We start from the raw sequence: 24,181 nt of genomic DNA, 5'->3' as shown, positions 1-24,181 counted from the left end.
TAGCGTCCAGGGACGGGTTCACAGCGCCCTCGCGAAGGCCTGCCCCCGGATCAGCCCGGCGGCATGCATGGTGGCGAAGCGAATCCCCCAGCTTATGGTTCCGAACATGAGGTGAGCGAGATGCTCGATATCCTCCTGCCGATCCTGATCTTCTCCGCCCTGGCACTGGCGGCAATCGGCGCCGTGCGGCGCATTCGCCTGTGGCGTCAGGGGCGTCCTTCACCGGTGCCGGTGATCCGCGGCCTGGCCGCGGTACCGCGCCGTTACCTGGTCGACCTGCACCACGTGGTGGCGCGCGACAAGGTGATGTCCAGCACCCACGTGGCCACCGCCGGCGGCTTCGTCGCCGCCATGGCGCTGGCGATCGTCGTCCATGGCCTGGGCCTGGCCGAGGGCGTGCTGGGCTGGCTGCTGCTGGCGGCCAGCGCGACGATGTTCGTGGGCAGCCTGTTCGTCGCCCGCCGCCGGATCAACCCGCCGGCGCGGCTGTCGAAGGGTCCCTGGATGCGCCTGCCCAAGAGCCTGATGGCGTTCTCGCTGGGCATCTTCGTGGCCACCCTGCCGGCGGTGGGCGTGCTGCCCCCCGACGCCGGTGGCTGGCTGGTCGCGGTGCTGCTTGCCGCGGCGGTGGCCTGGGGGCTGGCCGAACTGGTGTTCGGCATGACCTGGGGCGGGCCGATGAAGCATGCCTTCGCCGGCGCCCTGCATCTGGCCTTTCATCGCCGGGCCGAGCGGTTCTCCACCGCGGCCGGTCCGGGACGGCGTTCCACGGGGCTCAAGGCGCTGGATCTCGACGATGCCGAGGCGCCGCTGGGCGTCGAGACGCCCGCCGACTTCACCTGGAACCAGCTGCTGGGCTTCGACGCCTGCGTGCAGTGCGGGCGCTGCGAAGCAGTCTGCCCGGCGTTCGCCGCCGGTCAGCCGCTCAATCCCAAGAAGCTGGTCCAGGACATGGTGGTGGGCATGGCGGGCGGCAGCGATGCCGCCTACGCCGGTTCGCCGTATCCCGGCAAGGCCGTCGGCGAGCACGCCGGCGACCCCCACGGGCCGATCGTCGCCCGCGAGGGCACGGCGCTGGTCGACGCCGAGACGCTGTGGTCCTGCACCACCTGCCGCGCCTGCGTCGAGGAGTGCCCGATGATGATCGAGCACGTCGATGCCATCGTCGACATGCGCCGCTTTCTGACCCTGGAACACGGCAACACGCCGAACAAGGGTGCCGAAGTACTCGACAACCTGATCGCCACCGACAATCCCGGCGGCTTCGATCCCGGTTCGCGCCTGCACTGGGCGGCGGACCTCGAGCTGCCGCTGATGGCCGAGCGCGGCGAGGCCCAGGTGCTGCTGTGGCTGGGCGACGGGGTCTTCGACATGCGCAACCAGCGCACCCTGCGGGCACTGGTCAAGGTGCTGCGTGCCGCCGGGGTCGATTTCGCGGTGCTCGGCAACGAGGAGCGCGACAGCGGCGACGTGGCGCGGCGGCTGGGCGACGAGGCGACCTTCCAGAGCCTGGCGCGCCGCAACATCGCCACCCTGGCCCAGTACCGCTTCGATCGCATCGTCACCTGCGATCCGCACAGCTTCCATGTGCTGGCCAACGAGTATGGCGAGCTGGGCGGTAACTATGAGGTCAGCCACCACAGCACCTACATCAACGAGCTGCTCGAGGCCGGCTGGCTGTCACTCAAGGCCAGCCGACTCGGCCGCGTGACCTACCACGATCCCTGCTACCTGGGCCGCTACAACGGCGAGTACGCCGCGCCGCGGGCGGTGCTCGACGCCCTCGGCGTGGAGCGGGTCGAGATGGCGCGTTCCGGCTACCGGTCGCGCTGCTGCGGCGGCGGCGGCGGCGCGCCGATCACCGACATCCCCGGCAAGCAGCGGATCCCCGACATGCGCATGAACGACGTGAGCGAGACCGGCGCCGATCTGGTCGCGGTGGGCTGCCCGCAGTGCACCGCCATGCTCGAGGGCGTGGTGGCCGAGGACCGCGCCGTGGTCAAGGATATCGCCGAGCTGGTCGCCGATGCGCTGGACGAGAGTGCGCCGGCGAAGGACCGGCGGCGTGTCACCGAGGAGGAGGCCGCATGAGCGAGATCGTTCGTCGCGATCCCCGCAAGGAGTGGATCGCCCGCAACCGTCTGCACCCCGAGCATCTCGACGTGCTCGCCGAGCTGGGCGAGGGCGCCGCGCCCAGCGAGTGGCCGGGCCCCAACGGCCGGATACGCCGCGATCCGCATGCCGTCGGCTTCACCGGCCCCAACGGCATCAAGCGCATCGATCGCAGTGGCGTGCAGCAGGGCGCCGGCCGGTCGTCGGCGGGCGACCGTGGCGACGGCCAGCCGGCCCGGCAGCGTGTCGAGATCGAGTCGCCGGCGTTCCTGGTGGCGGTGGTGCCCGACCTCGCCGGGGGCCGCCTGTCGTCCCACGACCGTGACCTGCTGGGGCTGGCCCGCCGGCTGGCCGATGCCGATCCGCAGGCCCCCGGGGCGGTGGTGGCGATCGTCTTCGGCGAGGCCCGCGAGAGCGGCTTTGCCGAGGCCGGCGTCGATCGCCTGGTCACCCTCGATGAACCGCGCCTTGCCGGCTATGCGCCCGAGGCGCGGATCGCGGCGCTGAGTGCCATCGAGGAGTCGCTGTCACCGCGTCACTGGCTGCTGCCGGACTCCGCGCTGGGCGGTGGCGAGCTTGGCCGCCGTCTGGCGGCGCGGCTGGGCGAGCGACCGGCCGCCGGACTCTGGCAGATCGAGCCGGACGCCGGCAGCGCCCTGGGCTGGCATGCCACCTGCCGCGGCGCGGCGGGCTCGCTCGACATCCGGCGCGACCTGCCGCGGGTGGCGCTGGCGCTGGCGCTGGCGGAGTGTGCCGAGCCGGTCAGCGAGACCGTGCATGCGGCGCGACCGCTCGCGCCGCCGGCCCTGCCGGAGGCCTTCTCGCGGGTCGAGGACCTGGGCGCGGTGGCCGTCGATCCGGCCAGCGTGGCGCTGGGCGAGGCGGAGTTCATCCTCGCCGCCGGCAACGGCATCCGCGACTGGGAGGGCTACCACCGGGCCGCCACGGCGCTCGGCGCCACCGAAGGGGCGTCGCGGGTGGCGGTGGACGACGGCTTCATGCCGCGCGACCGCCAGGTGGGCGCCACCGGCACCTGGGTGACCGCGCGGGTCTACGTGGCCGTGGGCATCAGCGGCGCCATCCAGCACCTGCAGGGGATCCAGCGCTGCGACAAGGTGGTGGCCGTCAACGTCGACCCCGGCTGCGACATGATCAAGCGGGCCGATCTGGCCGTGATCGGCGACAGCGCGGCGATTCTCGAGGCACTGGTGACGCGCGTCGAGCAGGCGCGCCAGGAAGACGGAGGCAAGCGTGATGCCGCATGAGACGACGAAGAACGCCGCCGGGGCGCTGGACGTGGCGGTGCTGGTCTCGATCGGCCGCCATCCGGTGACCGGCCGGACCCGGCGGGCCGATCAGGATGCCCGTGCCGTGGAGGCGGCGCTCGCCCTGGACCATGCCCGGGTGCAGTTGATTCACGCCGGGCACCACGAGACCGACAGCGAGGCCGCCCTGCGGGGCTATCTGGGCATGGGCTTCGAGGCGCTGACGCTGATCGAGCAGGCCGGCGATGCCGATGTCCTGCCGGCGTTGACGGACGCGCTGCGCGAGGCTCCGCCGCGGCTGCTGCTGTGCGGCACCCGGGCGGAAACCGGCGAGGGCTCGGGGCTGCTGCCCTACCTGCTGGCCGAGTCGCTGGGCTGGCCGATCGTCACCGGGCTGGCCGAGATCGAACGCGTCGAGCCGGAGCATGTCACCCTGCTGCAGGCGCTGCCGCGCGGCCAGCGTCGCCGGCTGCGCCTTCGCCTGCCGGCGGTGATCACCGTCGACGAGGCGGCACCCGCTCCTCGCCAGAGTGCCTTCGGCCCGGCCCGGCGCGGCGCGCTGGCTGTCAGCGAACAGGCGTCGCGCCCCGACACGGCGCTGGCCGACTGGACGCTGGAGCCCGCGCGGCCGCGTCCCAAGCGGCTCAAGGTGGTCAAGGCCGCCTCGGCGCGGGATCGCTTCAAGGCCGCCGCCGCCAAGGCGGAAGGCGGCGGCGGGCAGGTGCTGACCGACGCGACGCCCGAGCAGGGCGCCGAGGCGATCTTCAAGCTGCTTCATGAAGAGGGCGTGCTGCGGCGCTGAGCGGTGCGCGGACTCGACTTGCCATGACCTCGGGGATGCGGCCCAATTGGGCCCCGGTCCTGAACACGCCCGGCGTGGCAAGAAGCGAGTCCGCGAGATCCATGAAGCGAACATTGTGCAAGGTCGAGTCGCTGCTGCGGCGGCTCTCGGTGGGAAAACGGCTGGCGCTGGCGGTGGCGGTGCTGGTGGTGCCGATGACGGTGCTGATCGTCGTCAGCGTGCTGGTGCTCGAGCGTCAGGAGGCCCGACTGCATCGCTCCGTGGAGGAGGCGGTGACGCTGCTGGTGCCGCTGGCCACCCTCGAGTACGACCTGCAGCGCGCCCTGACCGATGTCCTGGCGGCGGAGACCGGCGAGTCCGTGCCCGACTACGGGGGCCTGACCGGGGCCATCGACCGGCTGTTCTCGCAGCTCGCCGGCACCGCATCCGATCGCGACCTGCCGCCGCAGAGTGTTGCCCGGGCACGTTCCGCCTGGCAGTCGGCCCGGCCGGCCATCGAGGGGCTGGTCGAGCAGGCCCGTCCCCTGCACCTGGCCGGTGACACGCCGGGCTTTGCCAGTGTCCGCCGGCGGCTCGCGTCCGCCATCGGTGATCTGCAGCAGGTCCAGACCCATCTGTCGACGGCCATCAAGCGACGGGCGGCGCGGGCCGTCCAGACCCAGCAGCGCCAGCTCGAGTGGCTGGTCGGTGCCTGGGGAGTGACACTGCTGATCGCGACCGCGGGGCTCGTGCTGATCGTCCACTCCATCGTTCGCCCGGTGCGTGCCCTGGGGCGGACCGTTCAGCGGCTCGGCGCGGGCGATCTCACGGCGCGCGCCGACACGGACGCCGGCGACGAGCTGGGGGCCGTGGCCGGCTACCTGAATGCCATGGCTCGTCACTTCGTGGCCTGGAAGCGGGTCACCGAGGATGCCGCCAACCAGGATGCGCTCACCGGCCTGCCCAATCGCCGGGGAATCCTGGCGGCACTCGAGGCGGCCCTGGCCGCGAGTGCCGCCACCCAGGGGAGCGTGGGCGTGCTGATGATCGACGTCGACCGTTTCAAGACCATCAATGATCAGTACGGCCATGCGGCGGGGGATCAGGCGTTGAACTGGGTGGCGCAGGTCCTGAGCAGCCAGCTGCGTGGCGATGACCAGGTGGGGCGCTACGCCGGCGACGAATTCCTCGCGGTGCTGCCCGGCGCCGGCCACGAGGAGGCCCGCCAGATCGCCGAGCGTCTCTGCGAGCGGGTCATCCAGTCGGCACGGAGCGATCCCCGGCGTCCTACCCTGACCCTCGGCGTCGCCGCGAGCCGCGGTGGCGAGGCGAGCGCCGAGGCACTGATCGCCGCCGCCGATCGGGCCCTGTATCGCGGCAAGCAGGCCGGCCGCGGCCGGGTCGGGATCGGCTAGGTTCGCGACGATCCGCCTCGCCGGCAGACGCCGGTCGCTACAGCCATTTCGACAGGGTGATCGAGCCGAAGTGGTCGGCGCTGTCCTGGCTCTCGAATTCGCGGGTACGCCAGACGCTGGTGAAGGCGATCTGCCAGTTGTCCCAGCTGATGACGGCGCCGGCGCTCAGGTCGCCCACCCATTCGCGCCGGTCGACGCTGGGGCTGTCCTTGAAGGAGTTGCCGTCGAGCAGCAGGTTGTGGGCCATGTAGCGCCCCTCGACCCCGAGGAAACCGTACCAGCCGAAGCCGCCACCGGCCCGGAAGCCCTGGCGTCCGCCCAGGGCCGGGGCGACGCTGGGGATACCGAAGCTCTTGTCGAGACCCTCGCCGAAGCGAATCGCCCCACCGCCGCCCACGTAGTCGTAGAGGTTGCCGACCTGAAAAGAGGTGCTGGGACCGTACTCCCACTCCAGCCCGGCCAGCCGGTCCTGCCACCACCAGGCCTTGTTGCCGGCGACCCCGAGCAGCGGCTCGTTGTCGAGCTGGTGGCTCCAGCCCCTGGGGTCGTCGCTGCCGGTCATCTTGTGGACGCGGTCCTGCAGCACGGCGCCGCCCGCGGCGGGGCCCACCCAGCCGAGCTGCAGGTCGAGCATCGAGGCCTCGCGCCAGCCATCGTGTTCCTCATCGGCGAAGAACGAGACCCCGCCGAGCAGCACCCCGGCATAGGGGCGATCGTCGCCGCGTGGATGGCGGCGCCTGATGTCGTTGGGAGTGTAGATCTGATGCGCCAGGTGATAGCTGACGGCATCGACATCGTCGGCCTGCCAGCCGGGCAGCCAGTCGGCGAAGCGCCGCGACCAGTGGTCGGCCTCGGGCAGGGTGGTGCGGCTGAGCTCGACTCCGCTGGAGTAGTGGCCATCCTCGCTGGACGAGAACAGGTCGTTGCTGACCTTGAGCGAATAGAGGTCGGTCGCGGCGGCGAACGGCGAGGCGAGCAGGCCGGTACACAGCAGGGCGAGCGGCGTGACGTAGCGTGACATGGGCATGGTATGGCGATGTGTTCTCGAGTCGAATCCCTGAACCCGCGACAGCGCGGGGTCTCGTCGCGCCAAAATACCATAGCCTGATAATTATATAAACGCTCATTGTTTTGCGCTGCCTTGCCGCCCGGCCGCCGGTCACCCCGCCGGTCGTCCGTCGCCGTGAACCTCGCTGAAGCGCTCGGGCGGTACGCTCGGCAGGGCTTCCACCGCCGGCCGGGCGAAGTAGTAGCCCTGCTGGCGGGCAATCCCCGCCCGATAGAGCCAGCGTGACTCGGCCGGGGTTTCCACGCCCTCGGCGATCAGCCGGCAACCGAGCCGGTCGGCGAGGGCGACCAGCGTCTCGACCAGCATCTGGCGGCGCGGATGGCTGTCGATCCCCATCACCAGCTGACGGTCGAGCTTGAGGGTGTCGGGATGCAGCTCGGTGAGCAGGTCGAGATTGGCGTAACCCGCGCCGAAGTCGTCCAGGGCCGTGGAGAAGCCCATCTGGTGGTAGTGGTCGACGATGCGCTTGAGGTGCCGGCGATCGGTGACGGCTTCGCTCTCGACGATCTCGAAGTTGATCCGCTCGGTCGGCCAGGCGTGGCGCCGGGCGGCGTCCATCGTCGCCTGGATGCAGGCCGCCGGCTCGTAGACGGCGTTGGGCAGAAAGTTGATCGACAGCATGACGGGCATCTCGAGGCGGCTGGCCAGCTCGATCGCCTTGACGCGGCAGGCCTGGTCGAAGCGGTAGAGCAGGTCGTCGTCCACTCGCTGCAGGACGTGCCAGGCCGATTCGCCCCCGGTACCGCGGACCAGGGCCTCGTGGGCCACGACACGGCGTTCGTCGACGTCGACGATGGGCTGAAAGGCCATGGTGAAGTCGAAGGGCAAGGGCTGGTCGCAGCGCCCGCAGTGGCCGTCGACGCGTGCACAGTGGGTCATGATAACGCTCCCTGGTAAATGCGAAGGCGGCTTCGAACGGCCGCTCGTCTTGTGCTTTTGCAAGGGTGGATGGTGGCGGATCGGCTACCCGGCAGTATACCCCGGCCTGCCGACGGGGCGTGCCCGGCGGTGGCCGAGTCGGCAGGAAAGCCGGCCCGCAAGGGCGGGAAATGCCCCGGTGGCGTTCATGGCTCTCTCTCGCGGGGCCCCGGGCCGGGCACAGAAGCGGCCGCGGAAGGTCGTGCTTTGGTCTAAAAGGTTGAATTGGCTGGATAACTGGTATGACCACAGCGGGCCGCACGGGGCGTGGCCGGCGGCCCGTTGGCGGGTGTCGGGCGGCATCGGGGGTGGCCGTAAGCGTTGACGACGCCAGTGGTCAGCCAACGCAACTCGGCTACTGTGAACAGCGGGACGTACTGCCGCGTCAGGCAGAACGGGTAGAACAACAAGCCACATCACCCTGCATCCGCCAGGGTGGCCTGATTCCCAGGAGACCTTGCCATGCAAGACAAAACGCCCAAGACGCCTGCCACCGATGCTCAAGCGACCGATAACCTGAGCGCGACGGTGTCGCAATCCACCACGCGGCGCCGCTTCCTCAAGGGCGCCGCCGTGGGCTCCGCCGCCGCCGTCGCGGCCCCCTGGGTCGGCAACGTCCAGGCCCAGCAGGGCATCCAGATCCGTATGCAGTCCTCCTGGCAGCCGGGGACGACCGGGTACAAGACCTTCGAGACCTGGGCCAACAGCGTCCAGGAGCTGACGGGCGGAGAGGTGACCATCAAGCCCTTCCCGGCCGGCGCGGTGGCCGGGGCCTTCGAGGTCGCCGATGCGGTGCGCAACGGCGTGCTCGACGGCCAGAACTGGTTCACCGTCTACTGGCCCGGCAAGATGCCCGCCGGGGTGTTCCTGACCGCCTATCCGATGGGGCTGTCGATGCCGCACCAGTGGGACATGATGTTCGGTGCCTACGGCGGCTTCGGCATTGCCAAGGATCTCTATCACAAGCAGGGCCAGGAACTGCTGGGCTACGTCCACCACGACCTCAACCTGATCCATTCCAAGGTGCCGCTGAGAAGCTTCGACGACTTCAAGGGCATCAAGCTGCGCATGCCCGGCGGGATCGTCGCCGAGACCTTCGCCTCGATCGGCGCGCGGACCACGCTGCTGCCCGGCTCCGAGGTGTACCCGGCGCTGGAGAAGGGCACCATCGACGCGGCCGACTATACCGGCGCGGCGGTCAACTACGAGCTGGGCTTCTGGCAGGTGGCCAAGTACATCATCATGGGCCCGCCCTCCACGCCCTGCCTGCACCAGGCCGTCGACCTGATGGACATCGCCGTCAACCGGCGCGTCTACGAGCGCATGTCGCCGCAGACCCAGGACCTCATGCACGAGCTGGTCTCGGCCTATTCCCGCGATCACTACGCGGCGATCCAGAAGGCCAACGCCGAGGCCTGGCCCAAGTACCGCGAGAAGGGCGTGGAGATCATCCACCTCTCCGAGGACGACGCCGACCGCTTCCGCAAGGCGGCGATCCCGCTGTGGTTCAAGTGGGCCAACAAGGACCCGGACGCCGCCAAGCTGTTCCGCGCCCACCTGAAGACCATGCAGGACCCGGCGGTGGCCCTGGTGACCGACGAGGACATCAAGGACTACTCGCTGGACGCCTGACCCGGCGCCTGCCGGACTCTCCCCGCCCCGGCAGCGCCGGCGGCGGGGCACTCTGACGACATGAATGCTTGGCACCGTCGCGGCTTCCCGGCCGCGCTGACGGGAGAGGTGCAATGAACCTAGAAGTCAATTTCGTGCTGCCGCACTGGCTGTACTGGGCGGTGCTGCTGCTCCTGCCGCTGGTGGTGATGTTCCTGGTCGACCGCAGTTTCCGGCGTGGCGGGCGGGTCAGCGGGTCGACGGCCGGCGAGGTGCCGGTATCGTCACACGAGGGCGCCTTTCATCCGCCGGGCAACGGCCTGACGCGAGTCATCGACAGGATTTCCGGGTTCTCGGGACGCTACGTGGCCTACTGGGCCCTGATCGCGCCGTTCGCCTACTGCTACGAGGTGTTCGTCCGCTATGCCCTGAACTCGCCGACCAACTGGGTCCACGAGTCGATGTTCCTGATGTTCGGCATGCAGTACCTGCTGGCGGGCGCCTATGCGCTGCGCGAGGGCGGGCACGTGCGGGTCGACATCCTCTACACCCGGGGCCGCCCGTTGACCAAGGCGGCGCTGGACCTGATGACCTCGATCTTCTTCTTCGTCTTCGCGCTGGCGCTGCTGACCACCGGCTGGACCTTCTTCTCGCAGTCGATGGACCAGAACGGCGTGTTCTTCGCCAGCGGCTACGCCAACGAGGTGTCGTTCACCGAGTGGGCGATCCAGTACTACCCGATCAAGTTCACGCTGTTCCTCGGGGCGCTGCTGCTGCTGCTGCAGGGCCTGGCACAGCTGATCCGCGACTATCAGTCGTTTCGTCACGCCCTGCCGGCCCGCGACGGCAACGTGCCCTTCGCCTGGTTCCTGGTGATCCTGGCCATCGTGCTGGGGGCGATCACGCTGTTCGAGATCGTCAACATCGTGGTCAACGACTATCAGCCCTTCGCCCTGAGCGTCGAGCACAGCCTGGCCAACGTGGGCATCGGCGCGCTGACCGCCCTGATGTTCGGCTCGCTGATGATCGTGCTGATGGCGGGGCTGCCGCTGGCCTTCGTCACCGGCGGCCTGGGGGTGATCTTCCTCTACCTGGTCGGCGACCAGTTCATGCTCAACATGATGCCCTCGCGCATCTTCCCGATGATGACCAACTACCAGCTCTCGGCGATCCCGCTGTTCATCTTCATGGCGGCGGTGCTCGAGAAGGCCGGCCTGATCGAGGAGCTGTTCGACGTCGTCTACAAGTGGATGGGCGGGCTGAAGGCGGGCCTGGCGATCGCTACTATCGTCGCCTCCACGCTGCTCGCGGCGATGGTCGGCGTGATCGGTGCGGCGGTGGTGACCATGGGCCTGATCGCACTGCCGGCGATGCTCAAGCGCCATTACGACCCGGAAATCGCCCTGGGCTCGATCATGGCCGGGGGCACGCTGGGCATCCTGATTCCGCCGTCGATCCTGGCGATCATCTACGGCGTGGTGGCCCAGCAGTCGGTGGGCGAGCTGTACCTGGGGTCGCTGATTCCCGGGTTGATGCTGGCCGGCATGTATGCCTTCTACGTGTGGTTCCGCGGCAAGCTCAACCCGCGCACCGCGCCGCCCCTGCCGCCCGAGGACCGGGTCAGCATGAAGGAGAAGCTGCGTCTGCTGCGCAACATGCTGGCGCCGATCACCCTGGTCGTCGTGGTGCTGGGGGTGATCTTCACCGGCCTGGCCACGCCGGTCGAGGCGGCCGGCATCGGCACCTTCGGCGCCATGGTGGTGGCCGCCATGCACGGCCGGCTGACCTGGCCCAACCTGCATGCGGCGTGCATGACCACGCTGGTGGCCACGGCGATGGTGATGTGGATCATCTTCGGCGCGACCATCTTCGTCGGCTTCTACATCCTCCAGGGCGGCCAGAGCTTCGTGCAGGAGCTGATCTCGGGCGCCGGGCTGGGGCCCTACGGCGTGCTGGCGATCATGATGCTGCTGCTGATCGCGCTGGGCATGTTCCTCGACTGGGTGGGCATCCTGCTGCTGGCGGTGCCGATCTTCGTGCCGCTGATCCAGCCGCTGGAGTTCGACGGGCTGTTCGGCCTGCCCGGGGTCTCGGCTGCCGATGTCTCGCTGTGGTTCGGCGTCATCTATCTGGTCAACATGCAGATGTCGTTCCTGAGCCCGCCGTTCGGCTATGCGCTGTTCTACATCAAGGGGGTCTGTCCGCCGCACATCACCATGGCGCAGATCTTCCGCTCGTCGCTGCCGTTCCTGGGCATCCAGGCGCTGGGGCTGTTCCTGGTGATCGTGTTCCCGGCGCTGATCACCTGGCTGCCGGACATGGTCTACGGCTGATCGTGACCTTCCCGTCGTCCGACGGAGAAACCGGCTCACGACACGGGCGCCTGCGGGCGCCCGTTTTCATTGGCGGCGAGCAGGGGAGGGCCGGCGGCCGGGGCTGATAATTTATTTTCACTATGCAAATTTATTTGCAAATCGCCGGTGGTCATCCTAGCCTGAGGCCATGAACGGGCAAGAGGCATGACCATGAAACAGGACGCGGCCCCCGCCGACTTCGATACGCTGCAGGCGTGGCTGCCCCGGCTGCGCGAGGGCGATGCGGCCTTGCCGCGCCTGTCGCCCAGGGCGCTGGCGCTGCTCGAGTCGCTGGTGGCCGAGCCGGAACAGGTGGGGGTGTCGACCATCTCGCAGCTGGCCGAGCGTCATCGCGCCAATGCCTCGATGCTGACGCGCCTGTCGCAGGCCCTGGGGTTCTCCGGCTTCAAGGCCTTCCAGGCGCTGTTCCGCCGCGACCTCACCGGCAGCACCTTCTACTCCACCCGCGCCGAGCGCCTGCTGGACTTCGGCGAGACGCCCGCGGCGGAGCCTGGCGCCTTTCCGGATCAGGCACTCTGGCAGCAGGAGATGGCCAACCTGTCCGCGGCCGTGAGCGGGCTCGACGCGGCGTGCCTCGAGCGCGCCGTCGAGCGCATCCGGAGCGCGCGCCGCGTGCATGTGGTGGGGCTGCGGGCCAGCTACGGCGCCGCGCACTACCTGGCCTACTACCTCGACTACCTGCGTCGCGACGTGCAGCTGGTGTCGTCCCGGGCCGGCGTCACCGTCGAACAGGCCCTGCATCTGGACGCCGGCGATCTGGTGATCGGCATCGCCTTCCGCCCCGAGACGCGCATCAGCGTGGACTATTGCCGCCTGGCGGTGGAGCAGGGCGCGGGGCTGATCGCCCTGACCAATCATGCCCGCTCCCAGCTGGCGCGGCTGACCGACTGCACCCTCACGGCGCCCGCCGAGGGGCCGTTCTTCTTCAATCCCATGAGCAGCCTGTTCCTGCTGGTGGAACTGCTGCTGTCCCGCCTGGCCCGGGAAATGGGCAGCGAGGCGGTGGCGGCGATCCGCCGCCGCGAGGCGTTGATCGCCCGCCTGACCATCGAATGACCCGGCGATTCCTACCCCCAGCGCCTTCCAAGGAGGCCACGATGACCACCGCGATCCGTCACGACGACACCCCCGACCCCTTTCCCGCCGAGTCGGCGTCGCTCGCCCAGCGGCTCGAGGGCGGCTACCGGCAGGCCGAGGCGGGAACGCCCTCCTCGGACACCCTGCTGATCAACGAGCAGTCGCGCCTGCTCGAGGCGGGGGGGCGCCGCATCCACAAGCTCGGCTTCGGCCAGTCGCCGTTCCCGGTGTTCGCGCCGGCGGTGGCGGCGCTCGCCGAGCATGCCGGCGAGAAGGCCTATCTGCCCGTGCAGGGGCTGGCGGCCCTGCGCGAGCAGGTGGCGGCGTTTCATCGGGCCACCGACGAGACGGCCTGGGAGGCGCAGCGCGTGGTGGTGGGGCCGGGGAGCAAGCTGCTGCTGTTCGCCCTGATGAAGTCGCTGCCGGAGGCGGACATCCTCATTCCCGCGCCGGCCTGGGTCTCCTACGCGCCCCAGGCGCGCCTGGCCGGTCAGCGTGCGGTGCGCCTCGAGGCCGACTTCGAGTCCCGCTGGCAGGTGACCGCCGAGCAGCTGGACGCCTGCTGCCGCGACGCTCCCGAGCGACTCAAGGTGCTGATCCTCAATGCGCCGGGCAACCCCACCGGGCTGTCGCCGGATGCCGAGAGCCAGCAGCGCCTCGCCGAGGTTGCCCGCCGCCACGGGGTGCTGGTGCTGGCCGACGAGATCTACGCGATGCTCGACCATGCCGGGGCGCATCGCGCCTTCGCCCGCGACTACCCGGAAGGCACGGTGACCACCAGCGGCCTGTCCAAGTGGTGCGGGGCCGGCGGCTGGCGGCTGGGCGTCATGCATGTGCCGGCGGCGCTGGGCGACGAGCTGTTCCAGCGTCTCATCGGCCTGGCTTCCGAGACCTGGTCGAGCGTCACCAGCCCCGTCCAGTATGCGGCGATCACCGCCTATACGCTGAGCTCGGCGCTGACCGCCTATGTCGCGCGCCAGCGAATGATCCTGGCGGAGCTGGGGGAGGCCTGTGCGAACCGGCTGAGCGCGGCCGGCGTGCGGGTGCATGCGCCGGATGGCGGTTTCTATCTGTTCCCGGATTTCGGGGCCTTCCGCGAGTCGCTGGCCCGGCGCGGCATCACCACCAGCGCCGAGCTGACCCGGCGGCTGCTCGACGAAGCGGGCGTGGCCCTGCTGCCGGGCAGTGCCTTCGGCTGCCGGCCGCACCAGTTGACGGCGCGCCTGGCCTATGTTGATTTCGATGGGGCCGCCCTGCTCGATGGGGAAGGTGCGGTGCTCGATCACCCGGCGAGTCGTTCGCTGCTCGAGGGGATCGAGGCACTCGTCGCCTGGCTCGAGCAGGGCTGAGCGTATCCGGGGGCGGCCCTGTCGCTCCCTGGCGACGGATGTAGAGACGGTGGAACTTGAATTTTCAATACGTTACAGGAAATTCAGGAACCCGCGAGGCACACCGCCGTCAGAGTCCGTACACGCGACATTCATTCTGGAGGTTCTAGATGCAAAAGTTCACTGCCCTGTTCGCTGCGGCGCTGCTCACGGCCGGCATGATCTCGGCCCCTGCCATGGCCCAGGATACCAACGGCCAGGCCCAGCAGCAGACTCAGCAGGCCGCGCCGACGGCGCAGGACTTCACCGACGAGCAGCTGCAGCAGTTCGCTGATGCCTCGCAGCAGATCGCCGCGATTTCGCAGAAATACACCCAAAAGCTGCAGGGCACCGACGACCAGTCCAAGCAGCAGGCGATCCGCAAGGAAGCCAATGACAAGATGGTGTCCGTCGTGCAGGACAGTGGCCTGACCGTCGAGACCTTCAACGCCATCGGCCAGGCGATCCAGCAGGATCCCGAACTCATGAAGCGGGTCCAGGGGATGGCCAACGAATCCTGAACCGGACACGCACCGGGCGTCGCCCGGTCATGACGTACAACGGGGCGCTTCGGCGCCCCGTTGTCGTTTATGCCCGCGGCAGGGACGGCCCCCGGCACGGTGGGATGATGAAATCGATCATTGCGCGTCCGCCGATGACGGGCGAGTATCGAAACGACAGCCCATGCGGCGCCGGCCGGGGCCGGCGCCCGACGACGGGAGGGTGCAGTGATGATGATTGTCGAACTGATCGACGGCGATGACTTCCGTTCGCGCCTGCAGGCGCTGGACATTCGCCTGCCCGAGCATGCCTGCCCGGAAACCTGCGCCAGAATGGCGATACGCAAGCATCTCGAGGTCGGCGTGCCCGGCCTGCCGGCGTTGATCGAGGAGCTCATGGCGCACACCGACGTGATGCTGCCGTCGGTGCGTCAGGCCATCGAGCACTTCATGCTGCCGGCGCTGCGCTGATGCAGGCCGCAGCAGCGGGAGCGGTTGTTCGATGCGTGATGGCGGCGAAATCCTGATTTCAGGGCTCGTATATCGCGCACCCTGAAAGCGTGGCATCGCCGGTGGCAGCGGCCTATAATGCGCGGCTTTTGCCATACGGCATGCCATCTCTCATGCAGACGGCGGGTGATCCTCGCCGCTTGTCTCATGCATCGATCCCGCAGGCTCGCAATGAAAGCTGGGCTTCTTCTTGTTTTCGGCCTGACGGTGCTGGCCCTGGCGAAGCCGGGGCTCGCTCGGGTGCCGCCCCCGGCCGTGTCGACCGCGCACCCGGTCAGCAACGTGCTGATCCTGGCGTCCTATCATGACGGCGACGAGTGGACGGACAGCCTGGTCAGCAACCTGACCTACTACCTGCGCGGCAAGGTCAACCGGGTGCGCGTCCATTACCTGGACGCCCGGGACCTGCCGCGTGCGCGTTATCTGAGGAACTTCGCGCTCTACAGCAACGGCAATCGCCTGACACAGTACGATCGGGTAATCCTGCTCGATGACCCGGCGCTGCGCTTCTATCGGGAGTACACGAACTGGTTTCCCGATCGCCATCCGATCGCCATCGGCGTCAACGATCCCGAACTGGCCGAGGCCGGGGCGCATCAGGGAGTGATTCTCGCCAACACCCGCCCGGCGGTCATCGATACCGTGCAGCTGGCGCGCGAGATCGCCGGCCGCAACCGGCTGCTGCTGGTGCACTCGGCGTCCCGCGCCGGTCTGCGCCTTCGGCGTCAGGTCATGCCCGATGTGGAGGCGATGGGCTTCGAAACGGTGGCGACCCGCACCTGGCGCGCGCTCTACGCGAGTGACTTCGACGCCTCGGGTTACACGGTTGTCGCGCTGGATGCGCCGCTGCAGCTGTCGACGATGCATTCCGCCGACGCGCTGGCGGCGCACTTTCGTCGGCAGCTGGGCGACTTCTTCTGCGCTCTGGATTACCTGACGCCCTTCGGCTGTGTGGGGGGCTCGTTCATCAATGTGGCGAGTCTCTCCCAGCAGGTGGCCCAGCGTGTCTCGAAGGCGGCAGATCCGCTGTCTCCGCTGACGGTGCCGCAGCAGCTCTCCCTGGAACCGCAATTGCTGAACCGGCTGCCCGAGGGCGTGGACGTCAAGGTGCTGGGAGAGTTGCCGGGGCTGATGCCGCGCTGGGCCGGGTGGCTGATCGGCGGGCTGAGCCTGTTGCTGATCGCCGGTGCCCTGGGAGCCTGGGTTCACCTGCGCATCAAGCAGCGCCAGATCCGGCGCGTCCGGCACGAATCGACCTATGATGCGCTGACCAACCTCTACAACCGCCAGGCGATGCTCGCCATGCTCGATGAGCGCATTCGGGACGGCGAGCCGTTCACGGTAGTCTACATCGACCTCAATGGCTTCAAGGAGGTCAACGACGCCTTCGGCCACGCCCAGGGCGATACGCTGCTGCGTCTTTTCGCCACGCGCCTGCGTGACAGCGTGGGGCGCCAGCCGGTGGCCGGGCGCATGGGCGGCGACGAGTTTCTGGTGCTCTGCGGCCGGGAAACGCCCTATCCGGAACTCGCCGAACTGCTGCTGCGCTCGCTCAAGCGCCCCTTTGAGGTTGGCGGCAATGCGCACACCCTGGGTTGTTCGATGGGCATCGCGCATTATCCGCTGCATGCCCAGAACGCTGTGCAACTGCTCAAGTGTGCCGATGCCGCCATGTATGCCGCCAAGGAAGACCGCGAGGACAGCCTGGTGGAGTTCACCGATGCCATGCTCGATGCCCAGACGTATCACGCCGAGCTTTCCAACCTGCTGGAACAGGCGCTCGCGGCGGGCGGGGAAGGCCTGAGCTTCGCGATCCAGCCGATCCACTCGCTCAAGCGCCGGGGCTGGTGCGCCGGCGAGGTGCTGCTGCGCTGGGAGCATGCCGAGCGCGGGCCGATCAGCCCCGGCGTGTTCATTCCCATCGCCGAGGCCAGCGACCTGATCATCAAGCTCGGCGACTGGACGCTGGAGACGATGCTCTCGCGGCTGGCCGACGAGCCCGCGCTGGCGCAACTGGACTACCTGTCGCTGAACATCTCGCCCAAGCAGCTCTATACGCGGCGTTTCGTGGACACGGCGCTGGCCCTGGCCGCTCGCCACGGTATCGACCCGGGGCGCATTTCCTTCGAGTTGACCGAGCACGTCAAGCTGCTCGACCGCTCGACCCTGACCGCCGAGATCACCCGGCTGCGTCAGGCGGGGTTCCGGGTGGCCCTGGATGACTTCGGCACCGGCTACACCTCGATCAGCTTCCTCAAGGAGATTCCCTTCTCGAGCATCAAGATTGACCGCTCGCTGATCGCCGGGCTGACCGATCGCGACGCCCGGGAGGCTCGCGGCATCATGGACGGGCTGCTCTATCTGGTGAAGCGGCTGCAGCGCGGCGTGGTCATCGAGGGGGTGGAAACCGAAGAGGAGGTGGAGATTCTCCACGCCATGGGGGCGGATTTCCTGCAGGGATACTATTTCCAGCGACCGCTGGCATGGGCGGCCTTCTTCGCCGAGCTGCCGGCGCAGGCGAGCCGGCCGGCAGTATCGTGACGCGCGTACAGCCCGCCGGTCAGGGCGGGCTGTCGGTTCAGAAGGACTCCCAGGCGTCCTCCTCCTGCTGGGTTCGGGAACGGGATGACTCGCGGGCCGAGGGCAGGGCGGCGGGTTCGCGGTGTGTCGAGCCCAGTGCGGGGGCGGCGGGCGCGGTGTCGTCGCCAAGCACGAAGTGGTTGACGAGTCGGGTCAGCTGCTCGGCCTGATGGCGCATGTCCGCGGCGGCCATGGAGGTCTGCTGGACCATGGACGCATTCTGCTGGGTCATGGTGTCCATCTCGGCGACCGCCGTGTTGATCTGGCCGATGCCGCTGCTCTGCTCCTTGGCACCGGCGCTGATCTCGGCGATGACGTCGGAAACCCGGGTCACGCTAGTGACGATCTCGCGCATGGTTTCGCCGGCGTTGCGCACCAGGTCGGCACCGGTCTGCGTATGCCGCGTCGAGGTGTCGATCAGCTCGCGGATCTCCTTGGAGGCCTCGCTGGAACGGCTGGCCAGGGAGCGGACTTCCTCGGCGACCACCGCGAAGCCGCGGCCGTGTTCGCCGGCGCGGGCCGCCTCGACCGAGGCGTTGAGCGCCAGGATATTGGTCTGGAAGGCGATCGAGTCGATCATGGTGATGATCTCGCTGATCTTCTCGGCCGACTCGTTGATGTCGCGCATGGTCTGCTCGACCTGCCCCATGGCGTTTTCGCCGTCCTGCGCCACGCGGCTGGTCGACTGCACCAGCTGGTTGGCCTGGGCGGCCGACTCGGAGGAGTGGTTGACCGTGGCGGTGATCTCCTCCATGGAGGAAGACGTCTGCTGCAGGTTGGCGGCGGCCTGTTCGGTGCGGCTGGAGAGCTCCTGGCTGCTGTGGGCGATGTGGCCGACGGCCTGGCTCACGCTGCGCGTGCTGGCGCGAACCTCGCGCAGGGTTTCCTGCATGCGGCTGACGAAGGCGTTGAACTGGGTCGCCAGCGCACCGATCTCGTCGTCACTGCGTACCGGCAGGCGCCGGGTCAGGTCGCCCCGGCCGCTGGCGATGTCCTTCATGGCCTCGGCGGTCTCGCGCAGCGGCCGCACGGTGCGCCGGACCAGGTAGCCGACCACCAGCGCCACGATCACCAGCATGCCCAGGCCCAGCAGGACCACCCGGATGATCGCCGTGCGCAGTTCCGCGGCGGCGGTGGCACGAATCTCCGCCATGGCCTGGTCGATTTCGGTGACATAGACCCCGGAGCCGAGCATCCAGCCCCATTTCTGGATACCGGCGGCGTAGGAGTACTTGGGCTCGGGCTGTCGGGTATCGGGGTTGGGCCACAGGTACTGATAGAAACCGCCGCCGTCCTTGGCGACCTGGATCATGTCCTTGACCAGGAAGTGCCCCTGGGCGTCTTCCTTGTCCAGCATGTCGGTCCCTTCCAGCTTGCGGTTGTGGGGCAGGACCAGGTTCGTGCCCTGATAATCGTAGACGAAGACGTAGTTGTTACCGTCGAAGCGCAGCCGGCGCAGGATGTCCTTGGCGCGCTCCATGGCGGCCTGGTCGTCGGCGCCGGCCTCGGCGACGATCGGCGCGATCGCCGACTTGGCGGTCTCGACCACGCTCTTGACCGACTGCTTGCGTGCGTCGATGAGCATCTGGCGCTCTTCGGCCAGGGTCTTCTGGTTGTCCTCGATGCGATCGAGGATGGTGAGGGCCACCAGGCCGCTGGTGACGAGCATCAGGGGCACCAGAACCAGGGTCATGACCTTGGCTTGCAGGCCGAGCGATGACCAGCGTCGGGTCAGGAAATTGCGACTCATGACAAGTGAGACTCCTGCATCAAGGAATTTACGTTGTGAGCATCGGTTTCGGCAGAGGTTTCCATGTCACCACGTTGAGAAGCCGGTGACGGAAATCTCGCCTTGTTGTTGATTTGTCTGGCGTGACTGCCCCGCGTGGGGTCAAGAACAGGCGGTAACGACGCGGGATCGTTACCTCCTTCGGAGGAATATCGGCCGAGGGGCGGCATCGTTTAGGGTGTGGAAGGGAAATCCACAAAAAAGCCCGACCTTGGGGTCGGGCGGAATGCCGTGCGCGAGACGGGAAGGGAGCTTTCGGCGGGAAGTGTCAGCCGCGAGCCAGGTGCAGCCCGGGGGCATGGCCGAGATTGGACAGCATGCGCTCGCTGTACCAGTCGACGAAATCGATCACCCCGAACTCGTAGGTTTCGGAATAGGGCCCAGGCTGGTAGGCCACGGAGTTGATGCCCCGCTGGTTCTCCTCGGCCAGGCGGCGGTCCTGGTCATTGGTTGCATCCCACACCCGGCGCAGCTCGTCGGGCTGGTAGTCGACGCCTTCGACGGCATCCTTGTGCACCAGCCACTTGGTGGTGACCAGCGTGCGCTGCGGCCCCAGCGGCAGGACCCGGAAGACCACCGCGTGATCGCCCATGAAGTGGTTCCAGGAGTTGGGCAGGTGGAGGATGCGCAGCGAGCCCATGTCGGGGCTGGTCAGCCGCCCCATCAGCTTGCGACAGCCGGGCTGGCCGTCCAGGGTCATCGATACCGTGCCGTCGAGCAGCGGGGTACGCGTCAGGCGGTTGCGCTTGCCGATGCGGGCGAGCCGCCAGGGCACCGCTTCCGCCTCCCAGTCGGCCTGCTTGCGCGCCACCAGCGCCTTGTAGGACTCGGTCGCACGCGGGTCGTCGGTGTCGTCGAACTCCTGCAGCGAGTTGAGCAGTTCCGGATGGGCGCCGTTGCAGTGATAGCACTCGCGGTTGTTCTCGATCACCAGCTTCCAGTTGGCCTGCTCGACGATGCTCGATTCCGCGGCGACCTTCACCTCGTCCATCCGGTAGGGCTCGAGATACGTTTCGAGGGTGGCCAGGAAGTCCTCGATGGCCGGGGGCTGTTCGGCGAGGCTGATGAACAAAAAGCCGCCGGCACTGCGCACGTGCACCGGCTTGAGCCCGTAACTCGCAAGGTCGAAGTCGTCGCCCATGTCGGTGCCGGCGAACAGCAGTCGGCCGTCGAGTTCGTAGGTCCACTGGTGGTAGGGGCAGACCAGCTTGGCCACCTTGCCCTTGTCCTTGACGCAGAGTCGGGAGCCGCGATGGCGGCACACGTTATGGAAGGCGTGAATCCGGCCTTCCGCCCCGCGGACGATGATCACCGAATTGTCGCCGACATCGACGGTGAGGAAATTGCCCTTGGCCGGAATCTCGCAGGTCATGCCGGCGAACAGCCATTCCTTGGTAAAGATCTCCTGCATGTCGAGGGCGAACAGCCGCGGGTCGTTGTAGAACGCCTGGGGCAGCGAAAAACGCCGATCGCGTTCGTGAAGCAGGTTGGCGGTGGTCTCCTTGACGTTGGCCAGCGGGTCGTCGAAGGCAGTCTGGGCTATCAGGTCCATGGCGTGGAATCCTCATGCATCGCGGCCTCCCCCGAGGACGGCGATTAGGGTCGTGTGGGTCGAGAAATCGAGAGGCGTGGTACCGGCGGGCGACGTCCTGTTGTCACCTCGGCTTGTGCCGAGTGTGGCGGAGCGGTCGAGGACGAGGTTGTCTGGAGGCGACGCAGCCCGGCATTCAGGACGACGTGACGGCACCCGGGCACTGGTGGCACATGGCCTGATGGGCATGCGCGCGTCGTTGCCAGACAAGTGACGCGGCGCGCCCCTACCCAGAATTGGCGGTACGGCGATCCCTCGGGGCGAGGTCGAGGGCGGCGTCGCGGCCCTTGTGGCCATGGTTCCGGCAGCCCACGATCCGGCAGGCAGAGACAGCAATGACAATGAACTTCTTCAACCCGGTTACCACCCAGACCTGGACCAACGGCCGCCACCGGGTGCGCTGCGTCAAGGTGATCCAGGAAACCCTGGATGTGCGAACCTTCTGCTTCATGGCCGAGCAGCCGGTGCTGTTCTTCTTCAAGCCCGGGCAGTTCGTCACCCTGGAGCTGGAGATCGAGGGCGAGCCGATCATGCGCTCGTATACCATCTCCAGTTCACCATCGATTCCCTACAGCTTCTCGATCACCGTCAAGCGCCTGCCCGACGGCAAGGTGTCCAACTGGCTGCACGACAACCTCAAGGTCGGCGACGAACTCGCCGTGCACGGACCGGTGGGCGACTTCAACGCCATCGATCACCCGGCCGACAAGGTGCTGCTGCTGTCCGGCGGCGTGGGCATCACGCCGTTGATGTCGATGACGCGCTGGTTCTTCGACACCAATGCCAACATTGACGTCGAGTTCGTCCACAGCGCGCGCTCGCCGGGCGACGTGATCTTCCATCGCGAGCTGGTGCACATGTTCTCGCGCCTGCCCGAGTTCAAGCTGCACGTGGTCTGCGAGAACAAGTCGGACATCGGCGAGGCCTGGACCGGCTACCGGGGGTTCCTGACCCAGGCGATGCTCGAGCTGATGGTGCCGGACTACCTCGAGCGCGAGATCTTCTGCTGCGGACCGACGCCCTACATGAACGCCGTCAAGAAGATTCTGCGCAGCAACGGCTTCGACATGGCGCACTACCATCAGGAGTCGTTCGGTGCCACGCCGCTGGATGTGCGCGAGGACGTGCGCGAGCTGGCCGAGCAGGCCGAGGCGGAAGCCGAGGATCTCGACTACAGCGACATGGTGCAGGTGGAATTCACCGGCACCGGCAAGAGCGTGCGTATCCAGCCGGGCGAGACGGTGCATGCCGCGGCCTCCAAGCTGGGGCTGCACATCCCCAAGGCCTGCGGCATGGGCATCTGCGGCACCTGTCGGGTGGGGCTCAAGTCCGGCGAGGTGGAGATGGACCACAACGGCGGGATCACCGACGAGGACATCGCCGAGGGCTACATCCTGTCCTGCTGCAGTCGCCCCAAGGGCGATCTGGTGGTGGATTACTGAAGCGGAGTTTACCCACTGCTGCGGCGCCGGGGACAGGTCGAAGAGGGGGTCCTACGCCATGGATGGCGTAGGTAGCGCCCAGGGAAGGGTTCACAGCGCCTCCTCATAGACCTGTCGACGGATCAGCCGTTGATAAACCACCGGGCGCCCCCGGGCGACAACACTTCGATAGCCCCTTGTCAGCGCCAACTGCGATGCCCTGCTGGGATCGGGCACCGAACAGCCGGTGAAGCAGGCCGCGCAGCGCATCCTGGCGCCGGCTCGCCGGCGCGTCGCTCGGCCACAGGCCGGGCCGGAAGCCCGCCGCCTCGAAGCGGGCGATCAGCGCGGCGTCGCGGCTGATGACGTGGATCGGCACGTCGCGGCTGGCCTTGTCGCCGGTGATCAGCGGGGCCGGCTGGTGATCGCCGAGCACGATCAGCAGCTGGTGCTCGCCCAGGTAGCGCTCGGCGAAGCCGGCCATCGCGGCCAGGGCATAGTCGATGGCGCGAATATAGTGGCGACGCACGTCCCCCGCGTCCTGCCACAGCACTTCCGGTGCCGGCCCGGCCGTCGCCCAGCGGTCGAAGCGCCGCCCCTCCTGCAGGTCATCCCAGTCATCCAGCAGCGGCAGAATCGGCGTCCAGGGCGCATGGCTCGAGATCATCGCCAGTTCGGTGAACAGGGGCCGTGACTGGCTGCGCCGGTAGTCCGCGAAGAACCGCCATGTGTATTGATCGGGCATGGTTACCCAGTTGAGTGCCGGCCCCCGGTAGGGAATGTCCCGGGCGGCCAGGCGGGTGTCGTAACCCAGTTGGCGACCGGCCGGCCAGGGCGCGGTGATCGCCGGCATGATGGCCACGCTCTTGTGCCCGGTGAGGCCAAAATCGTCGATCAGGGTCGGGCTCTCGCGCGTCAGCAATAGGTCGTAATGCCGTTGGCTGGTCAGCCACAGTCCGCTGATGACGGTGCCATGGGCCAGCCAGGACTGGCCGCCCTGCACCGGCGAGGTCAGCCGCGAGGTGGCGACGTGCAGGCCGGCGGCGTCGAAGCGGCGCTGCATGGCCGCCAGCCGGGGAGCGATGACGGGCGCATAGCGCGGGTCGAACAGGGCCGAGACCCCGTAGGACTCGATGAAGGCCAGGCTCACGTCGCGCCCGGCCAGCCCCGGCAGCGCCGCGGCCGGGCGGGCGTGGCCGTCGGCGAGCTGCTGCCGGAAGGCGGCCCAGGCCTGGCGGGTCTCCACGCCCTGCTGCCAGTGGCGCATGACCAGGGTCATCAGAGGGGTGGCAGCGTGACCCGACGCCGCCACGGGCAACGACAGCACGAGCAGGGCGACGAGCGCGCCGCGTCGTGGCCGGCTCGTCGCGGTCGGAAGCCGGCCCAGCAGATGCGCCCCGCCCCAGGTCAGCGCCAGGATGGCTGCCCCGGCGGCGCACAGGAGCAGCAGCGCAAGGAACTTACCGACATTATCGACCATCAGATGGTAGGCTGGGCCAACGAGGCTGGCATCCAGCAGCGGGTTGAAGGCGCGCCCCAGGCTCAGTCGGGACAGGTCATCGAGCAGGGCCAGCAGCGTCGCCAGCCCCAGTGCGCAGGCCGCCGGCCAGGCCAGCCACCGGCGCAGGCCGGGGCCGGCGAGGCACAGCGCCAGGACCAGCCACAGCCCCTCGAGCGCCGGCCATCCGCCGCCGGTCATGGCGGGGGCCAGGCGACTCAGGGCGAGCAGCCAGCCTTCGACGACGACAAGAATCAACAGGCCTCGAGACAGGGGACGACTCCTCGCCGGTGACCGCCACC

General features: G+C 68.3%; 17 protein-coding genes. 12 read left to right on the top strand and 5 right to left on the bottom strand.

The window, feature by feature from the left end; genetic code table 11:
• Positions 1-120 precede the first annotated feature (120 nt).
• The 4 genes from KGQ91_RS00835 (at position 121) to KGQ91_RS00820 (ending at position 5,573) form a co-directional block, all read left to right on the top strand.
• On the top strand, positions 121-2,091 hold the full coding sequence (locus KGQ91_RS00835; protein ID WP_224420017.1) for a (Fe-S)-binding protein: 1,971 nt from the start codon (positions 121-123) through the stop codon (positions 2,089-2,091).
• Positions 2,088-3,377, top strand: a complete 1,290-nt coding sequence (etfA, locus tag KGQ91_RS00830; RefSeq protein ID WP_224420016.1) for an electron transfer flavoprotein subunit alpha — start codon at positions 2,088-2,090, stop codon at positions 3,375-3,377. Before KGQ91_RS00835 ends, etfA begins: the two co-directional genes overlap by 4 nt.
• Positions 3,367-4,179, top strand: coding sequence for an electron transfer flavoprotein subunit beta (gene etfB / locus KGQ91_RS00825; RefSeq protein ID WP_163649243.1), 813 nt, complete (start codon positions 3,367-3,369; stop codon positions 4,177-4,179). Before etfA ends, etfB begins: the two co-directional genes overlap by 11 nt.
• Positions 4,180-4,280: 101 nt before the next feature.
• Positions 4,281-5,573 carry a GGDEF domain-containing protein gene (locus KGQ91_RS00820; RefSeq protein WP_224416631.1) on the top strand — a complete coding sequence of 431 codons (1,293 nt, stop codon included), beginning with the start codon at positions 4,281-4,283 and terminating at the stop codon, positions 5,571-5,573.
• A 37-nt stretch (positions 5,574-5,610) separates the two neighbouring features.
• Here KGQ91_RS00820 and KGQ91_RS00815 read toward each other — a convergent pair whose 3' ends face one another.
• Both KGQ91_RS00815 and KGQ91_RS00810 read right to left on the bottom strand, forming a co-directional pair.
• Positions 5,611-6,600: a lipid A deacylase LpxR family protein gene (locus KGQ91_RS00815; protein WP_224416632.1), complete on the bottom strand. Its 990-nt coding sequence runs from the start codon at positions 6,598-6,600 to the stop codon at positions 5,611-5,613.
• A 132-nt stretch (positions 6,601-6,732) separates the two neighbouring features.
• Positions 6,733-7,521, bottom strand: coding sequence for an EAL domain-containing protein (locus KGQ91_RS00810; RefSeq protein ID WP_224416633.1), 789 nt, complete (start codon positions 7,519-7,521; stop codon positions 6,733-6,735).
• Positions 7,522-8,022: 501 nt separating this feature from the next.
• Between KGQ91_RS00810 and dctP the strand changes: the two genes are divergently transcribed.
• From dctP to KGQ91_RS00775, 7 genes are all read left to right on the top strand, one after another.
• Positions 8,023-9,192, top strand: a complete 1,170-nt coding sequence (dctP, locus tag KGQ91_RS00805) for a TRAP transporter substrate-binding protein DctP (RefSeq protein ID WP_163649240.1) — start codon at positions 8,023-8,025, stop codon at positions 9,190-9,192.
• A gap of 113 nt (positions 9,193-9,305) precedes the next feature.
• The gene (locus KGQ91_RS00800; protein WP_224420015.1) at positions 9,306-11,504 is read left to right on the top strand and encodes a TRAP transporter large permease subunit; all 2,199 of its coding nucleotides are present in this window, start codon (positions 9,306-9,308) and stop codon (positions 11,502-11,504) included.
• 192 nt (positions 11,505-11,696) lie between these two features.
• Positions 11,697-12,602 (top strand): MurR/RpiR family transcriptional regulator, encoded by a 906-nt coding sequence (locus KGQ91_RS00795; RefSeq protein ID WP_224420014.1) that lies wholly within the window; start codon positions 11,697-11,699, stop codon positions 12,600-12,602.
• 41 nt (positions 12,603-12,643) lie between these two features.
• The gene (locus tag KGQ91_RS00790) at positions 12,644-13,972 is read left to right on the top strand and encodes a pyridoxal phosphate-dependent aminotransferase (RefSeq protein WP_224420013.1); all 1,329 of its coding nucleotides are present in this window, start codon (positions 12,644-12,646) and stop codon (positions 13,970-13,972) included.
• A 149-nt stretch (positions 13,973-14,121) separates the two neighbouring features.
• Complete coding sequence (locus KGQ91_RS00785) at positions 14,122-14,511, top strand: DUF4168 domain-containing protein (protein ID WP_224416638.1); 390 nt, start codon at positions 14,122-14,124, stop codon at positions 14,509-14,511.
• 210 nt (positions 14,512-14,721) lie between these two features.
• Positions 14,722-14,961, top strand: a complete 240-nt coding sequence (locus KGQ91_RS00780; RefSeq protein WP_163649234.1) for a hypothetical protein — start codon at positions 14,722-14,724, stop codon at positions 14,959-14,961.
• A 210-nt stretch (positions 14,962-15,171) separates the two neighbouring features.
• Positions 15,172-17,541: a putative bifunctional diguanylate cyclase/phosphodiesterase gene (locus KGQ91_RS00775; protein ID WP_224420012.1), complete on the top strand. Its 2,370-nt coding sequence runs from the start codon at positions 15,172-15,174 to the stop codon at positions 17,539-17,541.
• Between the two features lie 37 nt (positions 17,542-17,578).
• Here KGQ91_RS00775 and KGQ91_RS00770 read toward each other — a convergent pair whose 3' ends face one another.
• Positions 17,579-19,330 carry a methyl-accepting chemotaxis protein gene (locus tag KGQ91_RS00770; protein WP_224420011.1) on the bottom strand — a complete coding sequence of 584 codons (1,752 nt, stop codon included), beginning with the start codon at positions 19,328-19,330 and terminating at the stop codon, positions 17,579-17,581.
• Between the two features lie 307 nt (positions 19,331-19,637).
• Positions 19,638-20,921, bottom strand: a complete 1,284-nt coding sequence (locus tag KGQ91_RS00765) for an aromatic ring-hydroxylating oxygenase subunit alpha (RefSeq protein WP_224420010.1) — start codon at positions 20,919-20,921, stop codon at positions 19,638-19,640.
• 374 nt (positions 20,922-21,295) lie between these two features.
• On the opposite strand from KGQ91_RS00765, the gene KGQ91_RS00760 reads away from it, so the two are divergent.
• A complete protein-coding gene (locus KGQ91_RS00760; RefSeq protein WP_224420009.1) occupies positions 21,296-22,402 on the top strand; it encodes an FAD-binding oxidoreductase in 1,107 nt (368 codons plus the stop codon).
• Positions 22,403-22,505: 103 nt separating this feature from the next.
• Here the strand turns inward: KGQ91_RS00760 and KGQ91_RS00755 are convergent, their stop codons facing one another.
• Entirely contained in the window at positions 22,506-24,137 is a 1,632-nt protein-coding gene (locus tag KGQ91_RS00755) for an alkaline phosphatase family protein (RefSeq protein WP_224420008.1), read from the bottom strand.
• Between the last annotated feature and the right edge of the window lie 44 nt (positions 24,138-24,181).

The sequence above is a fragment of the Modicisalibacter tunisiensis genome, from assembly GCF_020148005.1.
GTDB lineage: Bacteria > Pseudomonadota > Gammaproteobacteria > Pseudomonadales > Halomonadaceae > Modicisalibacter > Modicisalibacter tunisiensis.
This window is presented reverse-complemented; position numbering and strand designations above follow the sequence as displayed.